The sequence below is a fragment of the Nostoc sp. genome (genome assembly GCF_036917555.1).
In the GTDB taxonomy this organism is placed as follows: Bacteria; Cyanobacteriota; Cyanobacteriia; order Cyanobacteriales; family Nostocaceae; genus Nostoc.
In genome coordinates this window covers 539,978-564,341 of the sequence record NZ_JBALDD010000063.1, presented here as the reverse complement: position 1 = coordinate 564,341, position 24,364 = coordinate 539,978, and the positions used below count along the sequence as shown (strand labels likewise).

The following is a 24,364-nucleotide window of genomic DNA, read 5'->3' as shown; positions in this document are numbered from 1 at the left end:
ATCATAGGGCGTATAGATATGCTACACAGATCCTTAACTTCGTAAAAGTTGTCAGGGATCTTGTTTTTCATAATTCAAGACTAGATAAAAAAGACTTCCAAATAAAAAACATCCCAAATTGTCTAGTGGGATGGGTGTCTCCATTTCTTCTATATTCAGGGCAAGCAGAATACTCACCCCACAAGATGGATAATTTATTTCTTGGAAATCCCTAAAGCACCTGCCTGATTGCGATTGCCTTCTCGCTTCTGAGAAAGTGCGAACGGGTTGTGGCAGCAAGCGCCTTATGAGTTATTAGTCATGGCCAGAGCGATTAACTAATGTGGAGCAAAGCTGCCTTATGGCAGCTTTGCGAAAGTGCTTGCTGATTTATTTATTGGATCTCCCTTAAGAGATGGGGCTGGAATTAAAGAGTAAGGAAATTCAAACCTGCTGCATACCAAGAACTACCATCTAAACCTACGTTATCAAGAAAGTTGCCTATAGTTGCATACGAATCAAATGTAGAATTCGCAAAGCTCTCATAATCAATGTAACCACCATTGACCTTGCTGGCATCTTCATCAGTAAGTGCGGTCAGAAAAGATAAGTTTCCAATGTCCATGATTTACTCCTAAAATAATAACCTTTGAAGTAACGAAAGCAAATACAAGAAGATTGTTATTACTATTCTTGTATGTTTTGTTTTTAGTTGCTTTCAATACTGTTGCTCGCTTGTTTAATAAATAAGATAAAGAAAAATATTTGATGAATCAACCATCTTTTGTGTATATACAGATGCAACTATAAGCATTACTATTTACATAATTGTGTACCGGAATATTCAGAAAAGTGCAATTATAGCGATTCTATTTGATTTATGAACTTACTTGTGGAGTCAGGCAATCTGACTTTTCCCGTTATCTCCTTGATTGAGCGATGTCTACAACGGGCTGCGCCAACGCTTACTATACCCCTAGCCCAAAATCCTATTCTCTGCTGATTTATTATCATTAATCTTAATTTATTGAGAATAGACTCTAGTCTGAAACCCATGCTATTTCGTGCTTTTAAGACTTAACGGGAAAAGTCAGTTATAATTAGATGCTTAAAAATTAATTTTTTGGACAATTTATTCTTTGGAAGTCCCTTATTACAGGCAATTCCTTTAGCAGGACAGGTATACAAAACTCTCAAACAGCTTTTAAAAACAATACTGAAAGATTCTAATGGCAAGTTTCCCCAGGTAATTTTGGTAGAGTATCCTCGTCAAGGAATTTGGGCGATCGCTTTTGTTACCGATGCAATCAGCAGTGATATCCAAGCCCAGATGTCTCTTCCTGTACTAAGTGTCTTTATCCCCACCACCCCAAATCCGACTACCGGATGTACGCAGTCGTTCCTGAAGACGAAGTGGTGATCCTCTCCATGTCGATTGAAGACGCCTTTAAAATAGTTGTATCAGGTGGCATTGTCGCCCCCAATACGCCTTTGGTTTTTTCCAAAGAGTCTACATTGGAAGTGAAACACGACAAAATCAAGCAGCAGGTTATTCCCGTTGAAGAAACTTAAAATCAATCTGGCATAGTCACAAGCAAATGCGTAATGTTGTTGTTTAACTGTGCCAAAATTGATAGGCTTGTAAGTTTGTCTTGCCCAGTTAATCAGTTCTTGCACAATCACCCCTCAGTTTTATGCAACCTCGTAAACCCCAGCAAATTGCTCGTGAATTGGCGCTTTTAAGCCTTAGCCAATTGCCAGTCAACCCAAAGAAATTAGATAAATTGGAAGACGATCAACTAGTATCCAAGTTAGTACTAGGTGCAGTACGCACTCTGACCTCAGAAGTACAAGATACCCTCGATAATGCTGCAGGTGAACTGCAACGCAGTAACGATCGCCTTTTAAGCAGCCAAACTCGCGCCTCCGACCTCAATACTGCCAGAACAATGCTCCAAGAAGCGATCGCCTGCACCCAGACAGCAATCAATCAGTTGGGTACGGCAGTTGATTTCCCAGTATTGATTCAGTTAGCTAATCAGGACAAGGGAGTTCGGAATTACGCTAAAGAGCTTGTAATTAGCGTCAACGAAAATCGACACATTATAGATGAACTCATTTCTGCTGCCTTAGTAGATTGGCAAGTAACTCGCCTCGCCCAAATTGACCGCGATATCTTGCAAATCGCCGTAGCAGAAATGAAGTTCTTAGGAGTTCCAGACAGTATCGCCATCAACGAAGCTGTGGAGCTAGCCAAACGCTACAGTGGAGACGATGGTCATCGGTTTATTAACGGTGTTTTACGCCGAGTCACTGAGCAGAAAAAAACTGCGTAGTACTGCTGCGGAATTCATAATTTCTATACTGCCGTGGAAAAAAGTCTATAGCCGCTTCTGCGGCTTCCTCCAAGCGAAACTTCTCACTTTGGGAGTAAGGGGAAACGCTGCACAATCGCAAAAAACTCTCTGTTATAACAATTCTCCTCAAACTGGCGCTGAAAGGTGAGGATAACCCGGAAGTTTTCACCCCAAGAAAAAGTGCAAAGTTAAATTAAACTCATAACTTATAACTTATAACTCATATAACTAATACTGCTGCAATGGTTTTTAATTGGTTCCGTCGTCAACCTAACGATTCCTCTAACACTCCCTCTGATAAGAAACAGGAAGAAACTCCTCCTGCACAAAAACCCCAACCAGAGCCAGCCGAAACCTCAACACCAACTGCTGAAACTGCACCAGACACAACGGCAGACTTATTGGCATTTGCGAAAGCAGCCTACAAAAATATTCAGCAAAAACAGCAAGTTGAGGTAGTAGAAACCCCACCTGATTCAGCAGATACCTTAGCATCATCAATACAACCTGAAACCGCAGAAACGGTAACTGCGGAAATCACTGAAGCAGAAGCAACTGAGGAACCTGCTAGTACAAACGTAGAAACTACACAGGCAGAAGTTATCCAAGCTGTTAGTGAGGAAGAAATTACAGAAGATTCCTCAGTGGCAGCAATTGCTGATCAGCCAGATGTTTCCGGTTCAGAACTCACGGCAAGTGAAGTTGAACCAACACCCACCGAACCACTAGCTAACTTATCCTTCTTAGAACGTGCGGCGGCAGAACGGCAAGCAAAGCTAGAACAACTAATAGCCACCGCCATAGAAGTTCCAGAACCGGAGGTAGTACAGCCAGTAGCGACAACCTCAGAAACAGGAGAGGAAATTCCCGGATTGGTATTTGATGATGGGTTTGTCTGGTCGGCAAAAGTTCTAGCAGCTCAAGGTAGAAGTGCAGAAGACGTTTCTATTGAAGAAATTACCTGGCTGAAAAAGCTCCGGCAAGGATTAGACAAAACTCGCCGTAGTATTCTCAATCAACTGAAGGCGATCGTTGGTCAAGGGCCGCTAAACCAAGCTGCTGTGACGGAAATTGAGGCATTGCTTTTGCAAGCGGATGTAGGTGTAGAGGCGACAGACTTTATTATCAATGCCTTACAGACAAAACTTCGAGAAGAAGTTACTGCACCTGAAGAAGCGATCGCTTACCTGAAAAAAATCCTCCGGGATATGCTGGATGCACCGAGCAAAGCATCCCAAAAAACTACCTTTACCCCAGAAAAAGAAACCTTGAATATTTGGTTAATTACTGGGGTGAATGGTGCGGGTAAAACCACCACCATCGGCAAAATTGCCCACCTGGGACAAAAATCTGGCTATAAATGCTTGATTGGGGCAGCAGACACATTTCGCGCCGCCGCCGTGGAACAGGTGAAGGTTTGGGGTAGTAGAAGTGGCGTGGATGTAATTGCCAATCCGGGAAAGAATACAGATCCGGCAGCAGTTGTATTTGATGCGATCGCAGCCGCCCAAGCGCGTCAAACCGAATTGCTTCTGGTAGATACAGCTGGGCGACTGCAAAACAAAAAAAATTTAATGGACGAACTCGGTAAAATCCGGCGAATTATCGATAAAAAAGCCCCAAATGCCAAGGTAGAATCACTATTGGTTCTAGATGCCACTTTAGGCCAAAATGGACTGCGGCAAGCCGAAGTTTTTTCCCAAGCTGCCCAACTCAGTGGTGTTGTCTTAACTAAGCTAGATGGCACTGCCAAAGGCGGCGTTGCTCTTGCCGTTGTGCAGCAGCTAGGTTTACCCATTCGCTTTATTGGTGCTGGCGAAGGAATTGAAGACCTACGCCCCTTTTCGAGCTATGAGTTTGTCGAAGCTCTCTTGAGTGGTTAGTTGAAAAATTTCGAGTTAAAAATTTTTCTTAATAAACTTAGGACTTACGCAATACTGTATGATTCTTCTCTGGGAGACACTGCGCGTTGGCGTAAGCCTCTGACAGAGAAGGAGATTCGATAAATTAAGCTTTTTAGCTATTTTTTCGTAAGTCCTAAAGCTGATAAATTTAGGCATGACTGATCTGTTATTATCACTTGAACTAACTAGAAATAGCTCAAGTCCTAAAATTATGAATTTGTCACAATAAATGAGTGACTTTTGCTAAAATTTCTAGCTAATGCCCTTTTTTAAGTCTTAAAGGGCCTTTTTAAATGTAGTAGTACGGTATTTATAGCGGTTCCCAATTGCATGGAATACAGACCTAACCCCCAACCCCTTCCCTTGAAGGGAAGGGGAGTAAGATTCAAAGCCTCTCTCCTTTTAGGAGAGAGGTCAAAACTGTACTGCACCTAAGCGAGAACCGCTATAGTGCGACATACAAAAGCCCTTAGACTTTCATCTTGCAGCAATTAAAAAAGGAATAGAGACGCTCACCCTCACAAATACAACTATTATATTGTGGGATGGACAGCAGTCTCAGGGGTGAGCAGTGCGTTGGGGAAGCAGCGCGGGTCATTTCAGTGCTGCGGGAGGTTTTCCCTCCATAAATGTCAATGTCTGATATTGGCTATGGCGACTTGTACCCCTCCGGGGAAGCAAGCTACGTGCAACGTCTCTCGATAGGTTTGAATTGTGATGGTTAAATGAAAATACTCTTTCTGGCTTTTGACTTAAAGTTTTTGGAAGATATTTCTTCTATTTTTAGTGTCATCTCTTCTATTCATATCTTACACTTACCAAATGACTCACTTCTAGAATAAATTATAGGCTAATGGTTTAACTCTGTTACATCTGACTAAGAAGATAGAATTGCTTCACTTTTATCTCGTTTGGATGGGTTTAAATTTTGCGTATTCAGCAACTCAAAATTCACAAAACGAGAAATTAAAAATGGAAAAGCTCAATCTTGGCAATTATCCCAGCAATTATGGTATACAAATTAAGTATTTGAAAACTTATTTACATATTCTCAGGTTTGGGAACGGGTGTAAGTCTGTTTTTTAGCAAATAAAGCTCGATTTGAGTGCTTATAGAGGTTTTCACTCAAAAGACTTCTAGTCTCCTAGTTGCTTCTGCCCAAACAGTCCCTCTGAAAGCGTTATATCATGTCCGTATAATTAGTTATAATTCCCACAGTCATTGCACCCCACCCCTTAATCCCCTCCCCGCTCTTCGGGAGGGGAGACAAAGCGTAGCTTTGGCGGGGTGGGGTGATTCGGGTTTTATAAGTAATCAAGTGGACATGATATTATAAATTATTCTTTGAATAAAGTATTTTTATGACTTTAGAGATATGCTTTGGTAGTTAAGTTATGAAAAAATGAAAAGCTTTCTGATATATCAGCAAAGCTAGTAATTTTTACGGGTAGAATTTGGACTAAAAATACATGATTTGAAATTACTAATATTCCATCAGAAATACAATAAGCAAATAAAATTTGTCTGTTACGTCTTTATACTCTTGCTAAAATGGCAAGTCTTGTCTAAATATGGTTTAGCAATGCCAAAGCCAAAAGATTTATAAGTAATCTAAAATCTGCCAATATAAAGTGCAATAATACCTGTGCCTGTGTCTCAACTGCCCTCTCAACCCACTGATAATAATAGTAGTGCCACCACAGATGTCACACCAGTCGTGGCACTCAAAGAACTCGTGGCAAGGTTGCACCGGGAACAGAACAAAATTCAAGATTTGCTAAGTTCTTTAGGATTTGCCCTGAGAAGTTTCAATAATTTGAATCAGTTTTTGGAACTGATTCCGCTGATGGCAACAAGAGTCACAGATGCAGACGGTAGCGCCCTGTTTCTCTACAAACCTAATGGTCAAGTCAGGTTAGAACAGTTACATTGGCAAGATAGTGGCCAGCGCAAGAATATCCGCAAAGCGCTAGAAATAGCCAGTAGTCAAATCACGCTTTTGCCCAATACTGCCCCCCTAACGAAAGCCACGGGGATTTTGGATGACCAGATGCATCGCTATTTGGGGCCAGATGTGCAAATCTTTGGTACGGCGATTCTGGTAAAGCATACAGAACGGGGATGGCTCTATGTCTTGAGCCGCGATCCAGAATATAGTTGGACAGAAACCAGGCAAAAGTTAGTTAGGTTAGTGGCAGACCAAACAGCAGTAGCGATCGAAAACGATGAACTAGCTGTAGAACTAAGAAAAAAAGAACGCCTAGACCAAGAACTAGAAATTGGCGCAGAAATTCAACGCCGACTTCTACCACGTCAATGCCCTACAATTCCTGGTGCAGTTTTGGCAGCACGCTGTAAACCTGCCAATCGGGTCGGCGGAGACTACTACGACTTTATTGCTACCAATCATAATAAGATTCAGCCCAAGATCAAACGTGGAACCGAAACTAGTTGCTGGGGTTTGGTTATTGGAGATGTGATGGGCAAAGGTGTCCCTGCTGGGCTGATTATGACGATGATGCGGGGAATGCTACGAGGAGAAGTTCTACATGGTAATTCCCCCGCCAGAATTCTACAAAACTTAAATAGAGTTATGTATGCGGATTTGGAAAATTCCCACCGCTTTGTAACGCTATTTTACTCAGAATATAATCCCCATAGCCGAATTCTGTCTTATAGCAATGCGGCACACAATCCTCCCTTGTGGTGGCACGCAGCTACAAAAACTGTCACCCGTTTAGATACTTTGGGAATGTTAATCGGTTTGGATGCTAACAGCCAATATGAAGATGCCCAGGCACAGCTAGAGCCTGGAGATACAATTATTTACTATACAGATGGCTTAACTGATGCCGCTGCTGCTGGTGGCGATCGCTTCGATGAAGACAATTTTGTTGCTGGTTTCAATACTGCTTGTAAATACTGCAATGGGCCAGAGGAGATTGTGGATTACCTATTTGACCAAGTTCAGCAATTCATCGGTGCTGATAAGCAAAACACCGATGATATGACACTAGTTGTTCTGCAAATCTTATAATCATTGGCTATTTATACTCGCTCAAGTCATGAGTCAATGCTTGAGTTTATGGTGACAGAAGATTCACCACAGTGATTCCACTAAATTTAATTTTTTATTTCTTTTTCTTTGAGTTTCCGTAGCGATCTCTCAAACCTTTGCACATCAACCTTTTTTGGTGACTGTTTGTATTTAGCCTTTAGGATAAAAATATAAAAAATGATCGTTAGAATACTTTTCTGTTCAATTAAAAACTATATATTTTGCACATCTAGCACAGTAGGAAACGCCAAGGGGGAGAGCAGGTAAAAGGTAAAATGTACAAGGTAAAAAGTAAAAGGTAAATTTACTTCTTCATTTTTGCTTTCTTTCTATCCTTGTGACGCAAGCATTTGGTCTGCTCACTTTTGGCGTTTTAATTTTTTCTTTCTCCGCCGTAGTAAGTTCACAACAGCTACGACGGAGTTTTGCTTTCTTTGTTTCTTCGGTCTAGATTTAGTTTTTTTAAACTTCCTTGGTATTTAAGCTGCTAACCTTCATTTAATAATTTGTCAAGATATTTCTGAAAATATTTTAGATGAAGAAATTAGATTGCTATTCTTGCGCCCCAGCTTTTTGCAGACTCCACACCACATTCTTATAACCATTAAATTCTGCAATCATCAAAGCAGTATAACCACCCCGGTTTTTCAAATTCACATCTGCCCCAGCTTGGAGTAATAACTGCACAATTTCGCCATAACCTGCTGAAGCAGCCCACATCAATGATGTGGCCCTCGCTGAGTCTTGAAAATTCACATCTGCCCCCTTTGCCAGCAGCAAATGTACGATCTCTTTGTGTTTGCGTTCGGTTGCCTTGATCAAAGCAGTTTTGCCATCATCCCCTGGAATGTTGACATCAGCACCATAGTCTAACAACACTTGCACCGTTTGCGTGTGTCCTTGTGATGCAGCCAACGTTAAAGGTACTTCACCAAGATTTTTCCCATTTATATCTCCGCCAGAACATAGCAGTGCCTCGACAATATGGCTATGTCCCTGCAATGCTGCTACAAGCAGTGGTGTATCGCCCAGGTGGTTGCTAATTTGGACATCTGCACCCCTGTTAAGTAATATTTGCATGACATCAATGTAGCCTTCCACAACGGCAAGGTGTAAGGCAGTTTCACCATCTTGATCTTGAAGATTAATCTGGGCATCTCGATCTAGTAAAGCTGCTGCGATCGCACTGTGTCCAGCCGCTGCTGCTGCCGATAGGGCAGTTCCACCATCAGCGTTTTTCACATTCACATCAGCCCCTGCTGCTAGCAGTGCTTCTACAATCTCCAGATGTCCCAAGTCTGCCGCTAGCATTAAGAGTGTCTCACCCTCTTCATCGTGGATATTGACATCGACACCAGTTTGGAGAATTGCTTCTATAATTTCTATTTTTCCCTGCTTAACAGCGAGTTTCAACGCCGTATCGTCATCTTTATCAGCGATATTAACTTGGGAACCAGCAGCCAATAAAACTCGCACTACATCAAGATGACCTTTGAGTACTGCTGCCATTAAAGCTGTACTGCCATCTTCATTAGTGGCATTAGCATCTGCACCTCTAGATAGTAAAAGTTGCACAATGTCAAGCTGTTTTGCACTAACCGCTAACATCAAAGCCGTCAAACCATAAAGTTTTCTGGGCAAGTTGATATTTGCCCCAGCATCCAGCAGCGATCGCACAATTTCGGTATAGCCTAAATTAGCAGCAAACATTAACACCGTAGTGCCTTGGCGATCGCACGCGTCCACCCTCGCACCAGCAGCCAATAGCGCACACAGACCCTTGATATCGCCACTTTTAGCAGCTTTTAGCAGCAAAGTATTGTTGTTTTCAGTCATGAATGAGATCCCACACAGGGGGTTTTGTTCGTCTACCCTCAAAATTTAGTCTGAGATTGTTTATCCACTTTGGCAAGAGGGCAAAGAAAAATAGTCGGGGGAGATGGGGGAGTCTCTTTTAATTTGTGCAAATTTAAGTACAGAAAATAGAGTTATGCTAATTTTTATGAAGATTTAATGATTAGGCGAGAACACGATGAGTCTGGAACTTTCTACGTCGGTTAAATATTGGCTGAACTTCATTCATCCTGTGCTGATGTGGGCGCTATTAGCACTTTCAATTTATGCTGCCTACTTGGGGCTGCAAGTACAGCGTACCAGAAATGCTCAGGGGGAAGAAAAGAAAGAACTGATTAAAGGTAGATATAACGTCAGACACTACCAAATGGGGTCTATACTCCTAGCTTTGATGGTAGCAGGTGCGATCGGTGCTATGGCTGTCACTTACATCAATAACCAAAAATTATTTTTCGGTTCTCACTTACTAGCAGGACTGGGTATGACGAGTTTGATTGCATTTTCTGCTGCTTTGTCTCCTTATATGCAGAAAGGGGCAAATTGGGCGCGTGCAACTCACATTTTGTTGAATTTTATCCTTTTGGGACTTTTTGCTTGGCAGGCTGTTACTGGCGTGCAAATTGTCCAAAAAATTCTGACTCAAGCATAGTTAGGAGTTAGGAGTCCAGAGTTTTTTTTGACTCTTGATTGGAGGCGGAGCGTCTTTGGCTCCGCTTTTGACCGGAGGCGGAGTGTCTTTGGCTTTGTTCTTAAATTACCGCTTTTGTTTAGAATTAGCAGGAAAGGGTATTTCCAAAGATTTATGAAAATCTTCCTGAACTTTGCGAGTTAAGCGGCGGGAGACTTGGCGGACAATTTGGTTAAGTAAGCGATCGCCTGTAGATTGAATTATAGATTGGGGTAATCGCTGAATAAACCTGGGAAAGTGAAGATAAACTATCAAATCCAATTCCCATTCAACTCTTGTAACCTTGCCAATGCTAGTGGAAACATCAGTTTCTTTTAACTGTAGAGATGCACGATAGTCTACGTCATAACCAGGCGGTTGGTAGTCAGGAATGGGGATTGTACGGATGCGGTAAATACCCTCCTCTGGGGGCAACAATTCCAAACCTATTTTCGGTTCTACTTCATAACCAAAAGAACCAAAACGACCAATTACTAAAGCATAGCCATTTTCCCCAAGTGATTGTACCTTCATGGGTTCAGCACAGCGCGAAAACCATGAAGCGTGAGCATTGAGATACTCAGCAACTTTCTCTACTGGGGCAGCCATTTCCATAAAATCTTGATAACGACCGTAAAATTTTGTGAGCGTCGCTACATTTGGTTCTGTTAATGTGTCCTCGGCTTCTTGGCTAGACACTACAGGTAAAACTGCTTCTGTTATTTCCCAGGATTTATATTCGCCTTTTCTTGAAAGCATAAATGCATTACTGTATATTTTGGCGTTGGTCTATATTAATGATTCCCCATACACCTGGGTCATTTCGCATTCAGATCCCATTTTGACCGAAACCTCATTAATCTGCGATCGACTCCATAGAATTACTAAAATAAAGAACTGAACAAGCACACAATAGTTTCCCAGGATAGCATTTATTATGAAAGCATTTGTAGCAGGGGCAACAGGTGAAACAGGTCGCCGGATTGTGCAAGAGTTGATAGCGCGGAATATTCCCGTCCGAGCCTTGGTGCGGGATATAGAGAAAGCTAGGGGTATTCTGTCTCCTGAAGCCGAATTAGTGGTAGGCGACGTATTACAACCAGAAAGTTTAACTGCTGCGTTGGGAGATAGTACAGTTGTGTTGGTTGCGACTGGCGCAAGACCTAGCTTTGACCCCACTGGCCCCTATAAAGTGGATTTTGAAGGGACTAAAAATTTAGTAGATGCTGCTAGGGCAAAGGGAATTGAGCATCTCATCTTAGTTTCTTCTTTGTGTACTTCCCGGCTTTTCCATCCGCTGAACTTGTTTTGGCTAATTTTGTTGTGGAAAAAACAAGCTGAAGAGTATATTCAGAAAAGTGGTCTTACTTATACGATTGTCCGGCCTGGGGGGTTGAAGAATGAAGACAACTCCGACCACATCGTGATGCAAAGTGCAGATACACTGTTTGATGGTAGCATTCCCAGGCAGAAAGTCGCCCAAGTTGCTGTTGAGGCGCTGTTTGAAGCAGATGCACGCAATAAAATTGTCGAAATTGTTGCTAAACCTGAAGCAGTCTCAAAAAGCTTTAAGGAGCTATTTCAGCAGTGCTGATATTCCACAGGATTTTATTGCTTCTGTCTGTTAATTCTCATCCCCAAGATCATCGGCTCACATCTTTATGGAAAAATAATGCCTACGCACTTTTTTAATTAGCTTGCATTATCTAAATTGACCCCCCTTTGATTCCACTTCCTAAAGCGATCGCTCCATCTTTCCTGCAAGGGCTTGTTCCCAAATTGACAGATCCTCGGGTCGGTCAATATCAGCTAAGGGCAACAAGTCCACGTATGATAAATTAAGTTTCTGGGCAATATCCACGGTTTTCTGGAATACTTGAGCAGTTCCCCACTCGATGTTAACGAATAGCTGCGGGATGGGTTGGCGCAAACCAATTAAGTAATATCCACCATCGAGCGCAGGCCCAAGTACGAGGTCAAAGGCGTGTAACTTCTCAAAGGCTGTTGCTAAAATCTGGGCATTCACTCCAGGACAATCTGTACCAATGATAATTACTTTTTCTGCACCAGATTGAAAAGCATCAAAAAGCGATCGCACCATCCGCAAACCTAGATCCCCTTCACCTTGAGACTGGTAAACCAAATCCAACCCCAGCCAGTCTTGCATAAGTTGTGAATCACCACCTGCAAACCGCACTTCTACAGATATGTCAATGGCTTTTTGCAATTCTTTAACCTGAAATATTGTATGCTCAGTCATTTCCCGTTGAAGATTGGCAGCACCAACATTTCCCAAAACAGGTATCAATCGAGTTTTTGTCCTACCTGGTTCTGGATAGCGAGTGAAAATAATCAGGTGCTGTTTTGAGCTTGCTGGTAAGTTCAGCACAAAATACCTTATTTAAATCAACTAAAAATATCTTAATAGCAATACTTGTCGTTTTCGTTGGCTCTAGGATGATCTTTTCCCGTTCGCATAGCCCCCAAAATTGTAGAAACATAGACACAACGTCTAGCTTTCCCACCATTCAAGCTGTAGAATGTTATTTGTCCTAATCCGCCTACTGTACATTGATTTCCAATTTCAGAGATAGGACAACCGTGATAGTTAAATAAAACTCGCCACATTTGCTGTGAAGGGTGTTTTAGTAAAGTTGTCTCTTTTTTTCCTTTATTGTTTTCCTCTTCATCAATGCTAATGTTTGGCTCAAGGTTATGCCATAGGTTGCCATTGTTTTTAACAGTATCAGGAATGAATTGTCCTGCTTCTGCTTGATGAACTGCCCATTGCACGACACCATTTTGTATGCGAAAACTAGTTTGCCTGGTCAATTTATCTTTAGTGGCTTGGCTTTGCGCTTGGCGCATAGCATAATAAACCTCATTTTGGGTAACGTTGAGACGGCGAGTCTCCACAAAAGCCAGCCAATTGGATATTCCAATCGTAGCTAATATACCAATTAATACAATAACTACTAACATCTCTGGTAAGGTAAAACCACTGTTAGAATGATTATTCTTCAAGAGATTTTTTGCAGAAACTAAAGGTGGTAAATGCACCAGGCTATCCATTTTTATTCTGATAGTTTTTCAGCTACCTAGCTGTTAAACAACGTTTCAGTTTTTTTAGCTTTTTACTTCGCGCTGGTTAGTAATATTGTCGAGCAACGTAGGCATTATAAGGATTATGAAAATTTTTAATAATAATTTTAAAGTAAAATTTATACGCTGAAGTCTTAAAGAATTATTCAGAACATAGTTCCATAAAAATTTAGCCGCAGTTAAAGCTTTTTGCCGATTAAACGGCTTTTGTAGGGCTTTGCATGTCAGGTATTTGTATAAATTTGTCAGGCTTAGATTCCAAGTATGCTTAAGTACTAAAGGTCTTTCCTTATATGCTCTCTCAAGCACCTGCAAGCAAGCTTTTTCTTGCCTTACAAGATTAGAAGAAACTGAATTAGCACTTATTCTGTACAATATTTTTACAGATGGTACGCATACAAAATCAAACTGGCAAGCTAATCGCAACCACATATCCCAATCTTGAGCAGCACTTAGAGATTCATCAAATCCACCTAATTTAATTAAAGCTTCTCTACGAATCAAAGGATTGGAGCCATTTTCTAAAAAGTTTGTCACCAATAACTTTTCATAAACGTCTCCATTGGCTGTACTGTGTGTACCAGAGAGTACTATTTCACCATTTTCATCGATGTAATCAGTCCAACTGTAAGCAACTGTCGCAGTAGCGTTTTCTTGCAGAGCTTTTAACTGAGACTGAAGCTTATCAGGTGTCCAAAGATCATCCGCATCTAAGAAACTAACAAATTCTCCAACTGCAAGCTGTAGACCTCGGTTACGACTAACGTTTCCGCCAGCATTGGCATAGGACAATATTTTTATTCGGGGATCTTTAATTTGCGTAACAATATCTAAAGTTGAGTCTTCTGAACCATCATTAATTACAATTAATTCTAGGTCACTCAAAGTTTGATTTAGAACAGACTTAATTGTGTGAGTAATAGTCTTTTCACTATTATAAGCAGGGATAATTACAGAAATTTTTGGTATTGTTTTGCTGGCTTTCATCACGTTATCGCGCTAGCTTATTTTTTAATACTCTACCTAGATGACATTTTAAGTAGTAAAGAGGACTCATCATACTAGCCAAGTAAAACTCTATCTCAAAAAGAGCAATTAGATTATTTTTTAATTGCCCTCTATGCTGAATTAGGTGCTGTAATACTCGGCGTAAATTCCCTAAAATAGTTTTCACAAAAACTATTGGTTTTTGCCAATTTTTAGCATTTATCAAGCGTAACTGGAAAATACAGAAGCCACAGCCGCGTGCCACAGTTAGTAGATAATCTCTCTCAAGCCGCCAATGTGGTATCTGATGATAAGTATGCATAGTGGGATTATACCAAATTTGCCAGCCTGCTTTGTGTAAATATAACAGTGGTTCTAAATCTTCACCACCTATCATCGACTTCCCCAGTCTGCCCTTAAGAATTAGTACTTTAGGAACACTTTCATACCATGCTTGTTTACGGACAACAAGCGCCGCACCAGGAGGAAGTCTTAAATTGCCTGCATCAAACAAATATGGATTTGAACCATGTTCTCTGATAGCTAAAAAAGCTTGAATTCTTTCAAAATTTTCTGGCGGCTTTACTTCAAAACTACCATGAATCTGTCCACTCCAAGCACCTGCTTGAGGATGCTCTAACCCAAAGGTATATGCTTCTGATAACCAATCAGGAGCAGGTAAGTTATCATCATCTAAAAATGCGATTAGCTGCCCTTTGGCTTCACGTACTGCTCGCAATCTGGCAAAAGCTGCTCCCTGTTCGGGTTCTAAAAAATATCTTAAATGACAGTTTCCATTATATATTTTTTGGTAATTCTGAATTATTTCATACGTATTATCAGAACTATTATTATCCACAATAATAATTTCCCAGCTAAATTGTTCTACTCCTGTCTGGGCTAATAGCTTATCCAAAATTTTAGGTAAACGGGTTGCTCCATTGTATGCAGGAATGGCTACGCTAATATCTAAATTTTCGGCTGTTAATTCAGTCATAATACCTAATATTTTAATAACTTATTTTTTGAAATATCCATTTTTCCAAAGATAAAAAGGACTAATGAAACTACTTAAAAAAAGTTCCATTTCGCAAGCAGCTACCAAATCATCTTTCAGATTAGTTCGATATTTGAGTAAATGGAACGTGATTTTACGCAAGTCATTTATCATATAAGACAAAAGAGCAAATGGTCTATATATTTGTTTTGTATTTACCATTCTAGTTACACAACGGCTAAGTCCAATACCTCGGAAGAATGGAATAAGATAATCTTTTTGCAAACGCAATTTTGGGATTTTGTGTGATATTTCCATTTCTGGGTTATACCAGATTTCCCATCCTAATTTTTGGATATAAGACAACATTTCTAAATCTTCACTGGTAAGCATATTGCCTTTAACTCTACCAGTTAAAATAGACTTATCTGGTACACTTTCTAACCATGCTTGTTTACGGACAACAAGTCCGGCAGAAGGGGGTAGTAATTTTTTAGATGCTTCATATAATAGCGGTAGATTACCTCGCTCTGTAATTGCTAAGAATGGAGCAATTCGCTTAAAGTTTTCCGGTGGTTCTACTTCCCAGTCTGGGTGAATTTGGCTGCCGTAAGCTCCCGCTTTGGGATATTTTTTACCAAAAGTATAAGCTGCAACTACCCAATTTGATACTGGGTAGTTGTCATCATCTAGAAAACCTATGAATTTACCTTTAGCTTCTAAAACTGCCTTTTTTCGAGCATAAGCTGCACCTTGTTTTGCTTCAAAGCAATACTTTAAAGGGTAAGGACATCGCCAATCTTTTTGATAGGTTTGAACAACTTTAGCTGTATTATCAGTGCTGTTATTGTCTACAACTATAATTTCCCAAGATAAACTTTCGGTGTGAACTTGGTTTTGTAGTCGTTCTAGTAGTTCAGGCAAACGACTTTCACCGTTATAAGTTGGGATAGCTATAGTAAAGTCAAGGTTCTCAGTCATTTTCCGAAAAGTATATTTTGATGATGACGCTTTTTATTATGTTCAGGCAATGGCTAATTTATCAATGGCTCTTAAATAACTCTATCAAATATTAAAACTGCACATGATGTTTCAATTTTGCTATCAATGTGCAGTTTTATGTTCAGCAATATTACGTATTTTTAACCAAATACTGGTATTTAAATTACTTAACTGCATTTATCATCTTTTGCTGTCAGCATTGAGCCTAAGAGAGTTTTCACAATAACACATCGCTTTACGTTACTAGCCAATGCAGGATTTGTAGAGCTTGGTACAGCTACCACTATTTTTAATCCAGGTGGCTCTGTCGAGGGGGCTATAGGTGTTCCAAAGCTTGCATTGGGTAAAGTTCCCATATAGTCAAAAGTAATTTTTGCTGATGCATTTAAAGAATAGGATAAAGTAGAATCGGCAGTGTTTTCAGTAGTGCTATTTAGATTTGTACCTAGCAAAAATTTATCAGAGCTAACGCCTATATCCGTTCCTAAAGGTTTCCATGTGCTGATTCCAGTATCGGTACGAAAAATAGCAACCTCTTGGGTTGTGCTATTTTTCCGAAAACTGACACTGTAGCTAAGTTTTTTGTTTTTAGCTTCGCGCTGTGCTTGTTGCAGTGCAGCAAAAACGGCGTCGTTAAACTTATTTATACGTTGCCGATTTACAAAAGCAGCCCAACCAGGAGCTGCGATCGCTGCTAAAATTCCTACTAACAGCAGTACTACTATTAACTCTATAAGACTAAATCCACCATCTTGTTGATTATAGCCATTAGTAGAGGGTCTTTTTGCTAAATATTGCTGCTTTAGCTTTGTTTTTCGGCTGTGCAACTGGAAATAATCTAATAGTTTTAAACTAAGAATATTCGGCATACTATCCTGCTTTTATTAATATTTATCAAAGATAGAAGCTATTTTGTAAAGATGAAACTGCTTCCTTGAACCTTAATGTTTGCACTCAGAAAATAACTAGATTTGCTCTGCGCGTAACGTACTTTAGTTTCATCATTTTGTATTAAACGAGCTTGTGCATTACCCCTTAAATAAACTTCCACAGCACTTCTATTATCTGTACCAACCGAATTTACACAAGCATAGAAGCCTGTTCTAACAATGGTTGCTGCTGTTGGAACTTGATTAAAGCCAGTAGAGCATGTCACTGCTGGGGCTCCCTGTGCTATTGTTGTTTGATCTATAAAATCAACCAACACCATGGGAACTTGATCGTAAGTCCCCCCTCCTGCCCAACTATTCATTTTTGCTTGTAATGTTATGCCTTTTTGTGATAAGTCAAATGGTTTAAAACCTTTATCTGGACATGGGAGATATTTTTCGGTTGCAGCAAATCCAGAACAAGCCACTGTAGCAGCAGTATTTGGAACGCCATCTTTAATTTGCCATCTAGCGATGCGGGCAGTGTTAGACCAAGTAGTACTAGTGTCTTTAATTAAATAGTAGGCAACTAATGAGTAAACAAAAGTATCATCTTTTTGAGTGCCTGTAATTGTAATTGCTTGGTTAACTAATTCTCGTTTCCAAAAGACAAGTACAGGAACTTTATCTGTTCCACTAGGTAGTTGATTCCCAGTTGTACTTGCATTTGGGCAAGTCTTATCGGTACTAGTATCAACAGTACCGCTTAGACAAGCAATTCCAGTAGCATCATAAATATATATCGCTTGTTGGAGATCGCGAGTAATATAATCTAGTGCAGTTTTAATTTCTTGCTCAGAGGTTGCTTTGGCTTGTTCCTGACCATCAGTGTTTAAAACACTGATCATAAAACTTAGTAACGGCGTAATTACTAAAAATGCAATAAGCATAGCCACCAGTAATTCAATCAGCGTGAAGCCACTATTTTTGTTTTGCTTGTGAGAGGGTTTTAGCTGAGTAATTAACAGCCACCTCAATATATTCATTTTGCTACAGGTTCTCCTTAGTGACTGATACTGAGTTATGAAATTATTTATGTTTAGCGGGTTAACTATGGTTGACAACCACCAAGGCGATCGCACAAAGCGCTATAGGAGCTTTGACCCCTGACAATTTCAGTTGTCATTTCTACTAGAGGCGCTTTGCGATCGCCTAGTCCCCCTGTGAATGTTGCTGCTTTTTTTCCACTACTACCCGCAGTTAAAGAACCAAATTCAGCATCTGAACGATATACCCGAACTCCCAAACGATAGCCTTGACCTTTATCAGCGTCGCTACCTGTGACAGCAACGCGAATAGCCTGAATATAAAACAAATCGCTAGTACAGTCGGGACTAGCAAGGCTGCCATTTTTGTTAAAGCAATATAAACCAGTGCTAGCAGTAGGAGCTAACGTACTACTCAATAGATAGTCACTGCTTGAACTAGATACATTTCTACTTGTGCTAGCAGCCAGTGTAACGGTGATTGTCGGATCTGAGATTGTTTTTGACCTAATAGCATCAATGAAGGCTTTAGCCGCTCCTGTTGCCAATTCCACCCGTTTAGCTTGCACACGAGTTGCTGTTGACATTACTAGGACAGGTGCGATCGCTACCAGCAAAATGGCAACTACGAGGATCGCCACAAGCGACTCAATGATCGTAAAACCAGATTCGTTAGACTGGGCAGATAATTCTTGTAGTTGGCGTGGGTTCATACTCAATTTCTTAATAAGGCTATGTTTTAAAGTAATTTGCGCTCATGTGTAATACACTTGTAATCTCTCTCCAAACCTCTCCTCTACAAGAGGAGAGGCTTTGAATTTTCCCCTCTTCCCCATTAGGGAAGGGGGCTAGGTCTGTTAACGTGGTCTATTCACCTAAAAAGTGCTGTAAAAACTCTCATTCAGACACTTTAGGATGGTTGGAGTTGGCAGTTAGTAGGACGTTCAGTTGCTGGTAGTGCAAATTTGAAACCGCTGCCGAAGTAAGTAGTGTTTGCAGTATCAAATCCATCTGCTGCTTGAGTTTGGACAGCACACAACAGAGTTTTCACCCAAAGGTCATCGCGGCCTACTTCTCTGAAGTATTCACTCGGAGGATCTGTTGCTGGAGTTACAAAGCGCTGGGCAAACAAGTCGGGGTTTTGCGCTAATAACGCCACATCAAAGCCCCAGTTACGGTTAGGAGGGTTATAATAAGGCACTTCCCCACTAGCATTAGTAGCGTAACTACTATCTGATGTGTAACCAGGTCTGTCAGAATGCAGAACTCTGAAAAAGATACTGTTATTCTTGGCAAGGCTAGCAGCGTCAGTATTATTCGGGTCAGAAGTGGTTGCAGGAGAAGTTGTTGGCCCTGGTCTAACAAAAACTTGGAATGGTGCGCTAGCAAAGATACTGCGCTTAAATTGGATGAATGAACCGTTGATATTGGCATCAACCCCATTCCAGTTTTCCAAGAAGCGCACAAAGTTATGCAAACCCCCATTGAGTTCGTAGATACTTGAACCCACACGAGCAGGAGTATCACCACCCGCAACTACTAGATTAAAATTGGTTGCACTTGCCTGAGACAACCATCTGGTGTTTTTAACGAGACTAGATGATCCTGCTAAAGTGGCGTAACCTTGATCTTGAGGTGCTGCGGTTGTTACCTGTAATTGCAATACAGGTTCTAATAACGGCTGGTATGTCGCATCTATGGGTGTAGGAATAAATCCTGTTGTAGTTCCAGGAAAATCCCTTAAACTAGAAGCTGGTGATTTGTGGTATCTGAAGAATAGACGATTAGTGGCGTTGTATTTTATCTTATCAAGTCCTGACCCTGGTGCTTTAGTGTAATCAGTATCTGTTGTAGTTGCAAACCATAGCGCATTACTTGCTGTTTCAGGTATGGTGCCGTCACTAAATTGGTTTACTACCTTCTTTCCGCTCACTGCTGTTTTTATGCCCAGTACAACCGGAGTAGCGGTATTAAAAGGTATCAAAACACCAGAAGCATTAACTATTTGACCCAAAATATTTCGTTTGTAGGCAACACGGCGGGCAAATCTTTCAAAACCAGACTGTGCCGATTGGGCGGTAGTACCAGCTAAGAGTTTGCTACGCTCTGTATTTGTTGGAAGATTATAGGATTGTATTGTTTGATCGCCATCGTAACCAATATACCAATCAGTTACTCCACATTCCGAAACTGGTATTTTGAAGCACATCTCCATTACATACTCTGGGAAAGTTCCTCGGCGTTGAATGGGTGTGACAAAATTATTCAAGTAAGAACTGTTGTTTGGATTTGGAACAAGACGAGTAGTATTATTAAAGTCATTTGTAGTATCTGCTGGTCCACCCTTGTAGTAAGTATCATCATTAGAGGCAGTGAAGAAATTAGATGAAGTGACAAAGTTATTATTCCAAAAACCTACCTTTAGTCGGCTGAGTATGAGGTTAGGATCGCTCCCTTGGTTATTTCGCAAATCGTAATCACCCTCATTGCGGAAACCTTCGCGGAAGTTACCAGACAGCAAGGTGACAGCATCAGCAATTACTGATGCTGGTCGCCAGGTTTCGCCTGTTGTGCAATTAGGTAGTCTAGAGTCATTCGGCCGACAAGCAAAGTCAGGATCGCGATTTGCCGCAGCACGAGTATAAAATTTAGTATCGTAAGTACTATCACTGGGAGCAGGTAAAAGATCCGCACCTTTAAATTCTTGTTTAGTATGCAGATTAAAATTGCCTTTAACATACGCTGGTAGCTCAGTTGCTAGAATCAAGCCTTTTTCTTCGGGTCTGTAATCATTCAGACGACTCAAGTCACTGCCATTAATCAACATAATGGCGTTGGGTCGACGTTCTGGATCTAGCTTGTAGTCACTGGCACTGGCATTATCACTAGTTAAGTCACTGCGATCTTTTTGAGCATCATCACGAGAGGCATAGATAATGCCGCTATTGGGCAATAGATATTCTTTATCCGATGCAGCGCCGATTGGTTGTGTGCGAAGCTTACTTAAATCTATGGTAGTGGCACGAATTTCTAGAGGCTGACGCTGTTCGACTTCCAGATTGTAGTTTCCAGTTAATGTACCACCTTTATCTATAGCTTTAATTTGTCGGGCATCAAGAAATGCAGTTTCTTTGATTGCGCCATCAGGAACGTAGGTAATACTTGTACTCAGACTGCCATCAGCAATTTTGATTGCACAGATGGTAGAGTCAATTGCTGATTGCTCAGAGAGAGTGAGTTTGCTATCTGTTGCTTTGGCCAGTGCTTGCCGTAATAGTGGATTGACAAGGCGACCATTAGGAAATACTAAGTTGGCTTGATGTTTCAAGCGATCTAGCAAAGCTACGCTAGTGTTAGTAACATCATCATCGTTAGTCGCAGCTGCAAAAAAACCATTACTATTTACTGCCTGTCCTCTAATTATACCAGCGGCTGTAGTCGCGGGAGCAGCGTAAACAATCCCATTGTTAGATGCTGCTACTGTTGTCAAATCAAGGGGATTGTAGGTATTTGTAGTTGCTGTTGCCTGATTGGTAGGGTTATAGTAGCTACTGACACAAGCCATAGGTGTCTGATAATCGTCTGCTGTAGCCGCTAGAGGATTGTAGGAATCAAAATTGTAGTGATACACTGCCGTGGCACGCATTACCAAATCACCACGTTTTTGTTTACTCGCATTAAGAGGATCGGTCGGATCGGGTACAAGCATAGGCATACTATCAGGCCAGACTACTGTGCCAGCATTTTCGTTGACACCCGACGTACTTGGATCGTTAGGGACTGTTGTTGGACGAGTAGGTAGTCCAGAACCTGTAGGTTTATATATTCCAGCACCTGTAATCACCCTCAATCCACCGACCACATCAAGGATATTAGTTCGCGGTGAAGCTGCTGAAATTTCCCAAAAACCATCACGCCCTGTTACACCTAAATCTGATAACTGTCTAACCCGAGTGCTACGAGTACGATTTTTGGTAGTGCTACTTGTCCACTTCACCGCAGGAGTGATGGCTTGGGGAGTATCCTCTCCTACAAAATCTCCTTTTGTACTGTCCCATATAAGTTGAGGCAGATTGTTGCCTACTACGATGCGATCGCCTAACTCTGTTTCTGTTACGGGAGTATTATCTACAATGTCTGGATCTCTAGTAGGTAGTTGCGCTGTATTTAGTGTTAGTGTTGTATTAGCATCTGTTGGATAAATCCAGGCATCCATTGGACGTAGTGTATTAACAGAACCTTTCATAAAAGTTGCTGCATCTGCTGTGGTGTAATCGACACCAGTAGATTTTTGAATGCCAGAAGTACCATAAGGAACTTCTTTAAATGGTACACGCCTAGTACGTTTACGGAACCAATTTCCCAATTCTTCCTTACGTACTTTAGTCGCATCCAAGCTTGGATCGCTTAGAAGCCGAATATTTATATTAGTTTGGATTTCTTGAGGATCAGTATTAGCTAATTGTGCGTTCACTAATAAGTCTATGCGTTGATCATAAGCCTGAGTGTTATAAGCAATGTCATTCGAGTTATTTGAAGTGGTTTTATTAGTACCTGCTAAAGATTTATTTGTAGTAGGCGCACCATTTTCTACAAATAAATCTACGTATGTTCCACCTGTATTACTTGTACTAATTGGACCACTAGTTGCAATATTACCGCCAACAACTATCTTGCTATTTTCTCGTTCGTAGTAACATGAATCACTACTACTGACTTGAAATAGAGTTATATCTTGACTACTTTTAGCAGTAAATAAGTTACTGTTGGTAAAGATGCGTCCATTGAGACGGAATCTCGGCCCTGGTGTAATATCTAAGTCATCTTCATAAACAACAGCATTATTAGTAATAGGAACTTGATTACGATCTTGTTGCATTTCTAATGCGGAAAAGCCCTTATTACCTCGATACTTCTCATATTTGGTTGTATTAAGAGAAGTAGCTTGAGCAATATCACTAATGGGAACTGTTACTGCATAAACGAAAAAGCTTTTTTTCAATTCGCCAGTAGGTAGTTTATACCAACCCGAACTACCTACTAAGCTGGCACTAGTATCACCAGCTACGTCACAAGCTCCACCTGCCTTAGTTGGTAGCATAGGAGGAGTTCTAGCATCTAATGGGCTTCTACTTCTGGTTTGGGTTGTACCAGTTTGGGGGGGAGTGCGGAAGTAGAGACCATAGAGAATAAAGCTATCAAATTTACCGTTATTATCTGTATCAGCAGGAAATTTCCAGGCTGTTTGTATGGTTTCTTTATTTTCTAAAGCCACACTACTACCTGCTTCAATCATCGGAGTTGAAGTACTTTTATTAAGGTTATAAGCCAGGGTTATAGGAGTTTCATCACCAAATGTATAGATAGAAAGTTTATTAATTAAGGTATTGTATAGTGTTACATTTGATGGTACAGATCGTGGTAGAGTCGGGTCAGCAAACAGTGCAGTTATTTTGGCTTTAGCTCTGTCTAACGCAGGGGTGGCAGCTTGTATTGTCGCTTCATTCACACGGACGTTACTAGCATTTTTAGAACGCTCAAAAGACCGAAACAAAATTGCAGTTGTTAACAGTACGACTACCAAAACTACCATCGCCACTGTTGGCAACACAAAGCCAGAATTAATCGAGCTGCGTCTTCTTTGAGTACCAGAAATAGTTTGCAAAAGCAAAATAATTTGCTTATTAATTGCAGATAAAAACTGCTTACTAATTTGTCTGAAAGTTTTTTTAATTATCTTGAATAGCTGACGTTTTCGTGGCATAGCTGCTTCCTGGTCAAGTGGATTATAGCTGGTTTTCTATTTTTTAAACTTCTTTCTTCATGCCTATCAAGTACTTTCTAGGTATGATTATGAAACTATTTTTATCTAACTACTGCATTTGGCTTTACTAACTTCCAAGGAAAGTAGCTATAACAAAAAATAATTTATTAAATTTATATCATTTATTAATTTTTATTTTTATCCGGTAAACACTGATTTTTTCAAAATTATTTAGTTCAAGTCTGATAAAGAATAAAAGCATTACTTCACAGTATATTTGCGTAAATGTATTTTATTTGAAGGCAAATTTATGAAGATGTTGTCACCAGAGTAGGCTTATAATACCCATCTGTTAAAGAAAAGATATCAGTGAGATGCAAAATAATCAGATGTGCGGCTTAGATTCCCGACTTCTTTAATTAAGAAGTCGGGAATCTTGTTGTTCACATTGCTTTGATTAATTACTAATTACTCACTAGTACACCTTGGCGTAAATCGCACTACCACCTTTAAAGGCAAGCAAGCTTCTGCCACAAGGTACGAAAAATTAGTACCCTGTGGCAGAAGCTACTAGGCATCAGAGATGCAACACGCAGTCACATTAAGTGCTACGGTGTATACACAAGTCAAATTACCCCCCTTAATCCCCCCTTATAAAGGGGGGAAATAAGAAATCTTGTCCCCTCCCCAATACATACGAGGAGGGTTAGGGTGCGGTAAAACCCTGGTTAATCAGCTATTTCAGACTTGTGTGTACACCGTAGCCTTTTGGGTGAAG

17 protein-coding genes and 1 pseudogene are annotated in these 24,364 nt (G+C 40.6%); 6 read left to right on the top strand and 12 right to left on the bottom strand.

Annotated features, from left to right (window positions below; all coding sequences use genetic code 11):
- Positions 1–406: 406 nt before the first annotated feature.
- A complete protein-coding gene (locus tag V7K60_RS25085; protein WP_334929355.1) occupies positions 407–604 on the bottom strand; it encodes a hypothetical protein in 198 nt (65 codons plus the stop codon).
- Between the two features lie 507 nt (positions 605–1,111).
- On the opposite strand from V7K60_RS25085, the pseudogene V7K60_RS25080 reads away from it, so the two are divergent.
- From V7K60_RS25080 to V7K60_RS25065, 4 genes and pseudogenes are all read left to right on the top strand, one after another.
- A pseudogene (locus tag V7K60_RS25080) lies at positions 1,112–1,551 on the top strand (DUF502 domain-containing protein); the annotation flags it as partial.
- Between the two features lie 122 nt (positions 1,552–1,673).
- Positions 1,674–2,315, top strand: a complete 642-nt coding sequence (gene nusB / locus V7K60_RS25075) for a transcription antitermination factor NusB (protein ID WP_334929353.1) — start codon at positions 1,674–1,676, stop codon at positions 2,313–2,315.
- Between the two features lie 263 nt (positions 2,316–2,578).
- Positions 2,579–4,219 (top strand): signal recognition particle-docking protein FtsY, encoded by a 1,641-nt coding sequence (gene ftsY, locus V7K60_RS25070; protein ID WP_334929351.1) that lies wholly within the window; start codon positions 2,579–2,581, stop codon positions 4,217–4,219.
- 1,666 nt (positions 4,220–5,885) lie between these two features.
- Positions 5,886–7,277: a PP2C family protein-serine/threonine phosphatase gene (locus V7K60_RS25065; RefSeq protein WP_334929349.1), complete on the top strand. Its 1,392-nt coding sequence runs from the start codon at positions 5,886–5,888 to the stop codon at positions 7,275–7,277.
- A gap of 573 nt (positions 7,278–7,850) precedes the next feature.
- Here the strand turns inward: V7K60_RS25065 and V7K60_RS25060 are convergent.
- The gene (locus V7K60_RS25060; protein WP_334929347.1) at positions 7,851–9,134 is read right to left on the bottom strand and encodes an ankyrin repeat domain-containing protein; all 1,284 of its coding nucleotides are present in this window, start codon (positions 9,132–9,134) and stop codon (positions 7,851–7,853) included.
- 196 nt (positions 9,135–9,330) lie between these two features.
- Between V7K60_RS25060 and V7K60_RS25055 the strand changes: the two genes are divergently transcribed.
- Positions 9,331–9,801 carry a DUF4079 domain-containing protein gene (locus V7K60_RS25055; protein WP_334929345.1) on the top strand — a complete coding sequence of 157 codons (471 nt, stop codon included), beginning with the start codon at positions 9,331–9,333 and terminating at the stop codon, positions 9,799–9,801.
- Positions 9,802–9,906: 105 nt separating this feature from the next.
- Here the strand turns inward: V7K60_RS25055 and V7K60_RS25050 are convergent, their stop codons facing one another.
- Positions 9,907–10,578, bottom strand: coding sequence for a DUF1997 domain-containing protein (locus V7K60_RS25050; RefSeq protein ID WP_334929343.1), 672 nt, complete (start codon positions 10,576–10,578; stop codon positions 9,907–9,909).
- A 178-nt stretch (positions 10,579–10,756) separates the two neighbouring features.
- Here V7K60_RS25050 and V7K60_RS25045 point away from each other — a divergent pair, with 178 nt between their 5' ends.
- Positions 10,757–11,413 carry an NAD(P)H-binding protein gene (locus V7K60_RS25045; protein ID WP_334929342.1) on the top strand — a complete coding sequence of 219 codons (657 nt, stop codon included), beginning with the start codon at positions 10,757–10,759 and terminating at the stop codon, positions 11,411–11,413.
- 141 nt (positions 11,414–11,554) lie between these two features.
- Here V7K60_RS25045 and V7K60_RS25040 read toward each other — a convergent pair whose 3' ends face one another.
- From V7K60_RS25040 to hpsA, 9 genes are all read right to left on the bottom strand, one after another.
- On the bottom strand, positions 11,555–12,208 hold the full coding sequence (locus tag V7K60_RS25040) for a TIGR04282 family arsenosugar biosynthesis glycosyltransferase (RefSeq protein WP_334929340.1): 654 nt from the start codon (positions 12,206–12,208) through the stop codon (positions 11,555–11,557).
- 32 nt (positions 12,209–12,240) lie between these two features.
- A complete protein-coding gene (locus V7K60_RS25035) occupies positions 12,241–12,891 on the bottom strand; it encodes a pilus assembly FimT family protein (RefSeq protein WP_334929338.1) in 651 nt (216 codons plus the stop codon).
- Between the two features lie 54 nt (positions 12,892–12,945).
- Positions 12,946–13,908 (bottom strand): glycosyltransferase, encoded by a 963-nt coding sequence (locus tag V7K60_RS25030; protein WP_334929336.1) that lies wholly within the window; start codon positions 13,906–13,908, stop codon positions 12,946–12,948.
- 4 nt (positions 13,909–13,912) lie between these two features.
- Positions 13,913–14,905, bottom strand: coding sequence for a hormogonium polysaccharide biosynthesis glycosyltransferase HpsE (gene hpsE, locus V7K60_RS25025; RefSeq protein WP_334929334.1), 993 nt, complete (start codon positions 14,903–14,905; stop codon positions 13,913–13,915).
- A 21-nt stretch (positions 14,906–14,926) separates the two neighbouring features.
- Positions 14,927–15,886, bottom strand: a complete 960-nt coding sequence (hpsE, locus tag V7K60_RS25020; RefSeq protein ID WP_334929332.1) for a hormogonium polysaccharide biosynthesis glycosyltransferase HpsE — start codon at positions 15,884–15,886, stop codon at positions 14,927–14,929.
- A gap of 188 nt (positions 15,887–16,074) precedes the next feature.
- Positions 16,075–16,776, bottom strand: coding sequence for a prepilin-type N-terminal cleavage/methylation domain-containing protein (locus tag V7K60_RS25015; RefSeq protein ID WP_334929330.1), 702 nt, complete (start codon positions 16,774–16,776; stop codon positions 16,075–16,077).
- 38 nt (positions 16,777–16,814) lie between these two features.
- Positions 16,815–17,822, bottom strand: coding sequence for a hormogonium polysaccharide secretion pseudopilin HpsC (gene hpsC, locus V7K60_RS25010; protein WP_334929423.1), 1,008 nt, complete (start codon positions 17,820–17,822; stop codon positions 16,815–16,817).
- A 65-nt stretch (positions 17,823–17,887) separates the two neighbouring features.
- Positions 17,888–18,535, bottom strand: coding sequence for a hormogonium polysaccharide secretion pseudopilin HpsB (gene hpsB, locus V7K60_RS25005; RefSeq protein WP_334929328.1), 648 nt, complete (start codon positions 18,533–18,535; stop codon positions 17,888–17,890).
- 197 nt (positions 18,536–18,732) lie between these two features.
- On the bottom strand, positions 18,733–23,586 hold the full coding sequence (gene hpsA, locus V7K60_RS25000; RefSeq protein ID WP_334929326.1) for a hormogonium polysaccharide biosynthesis protein HpsA: 4,854 nt from the start codon (positions 23,584–23,586) through the stop codon (positions 18,733–18,735).
- Positions 23,587–24,364 lie beyond the last annotated feature (778 nt).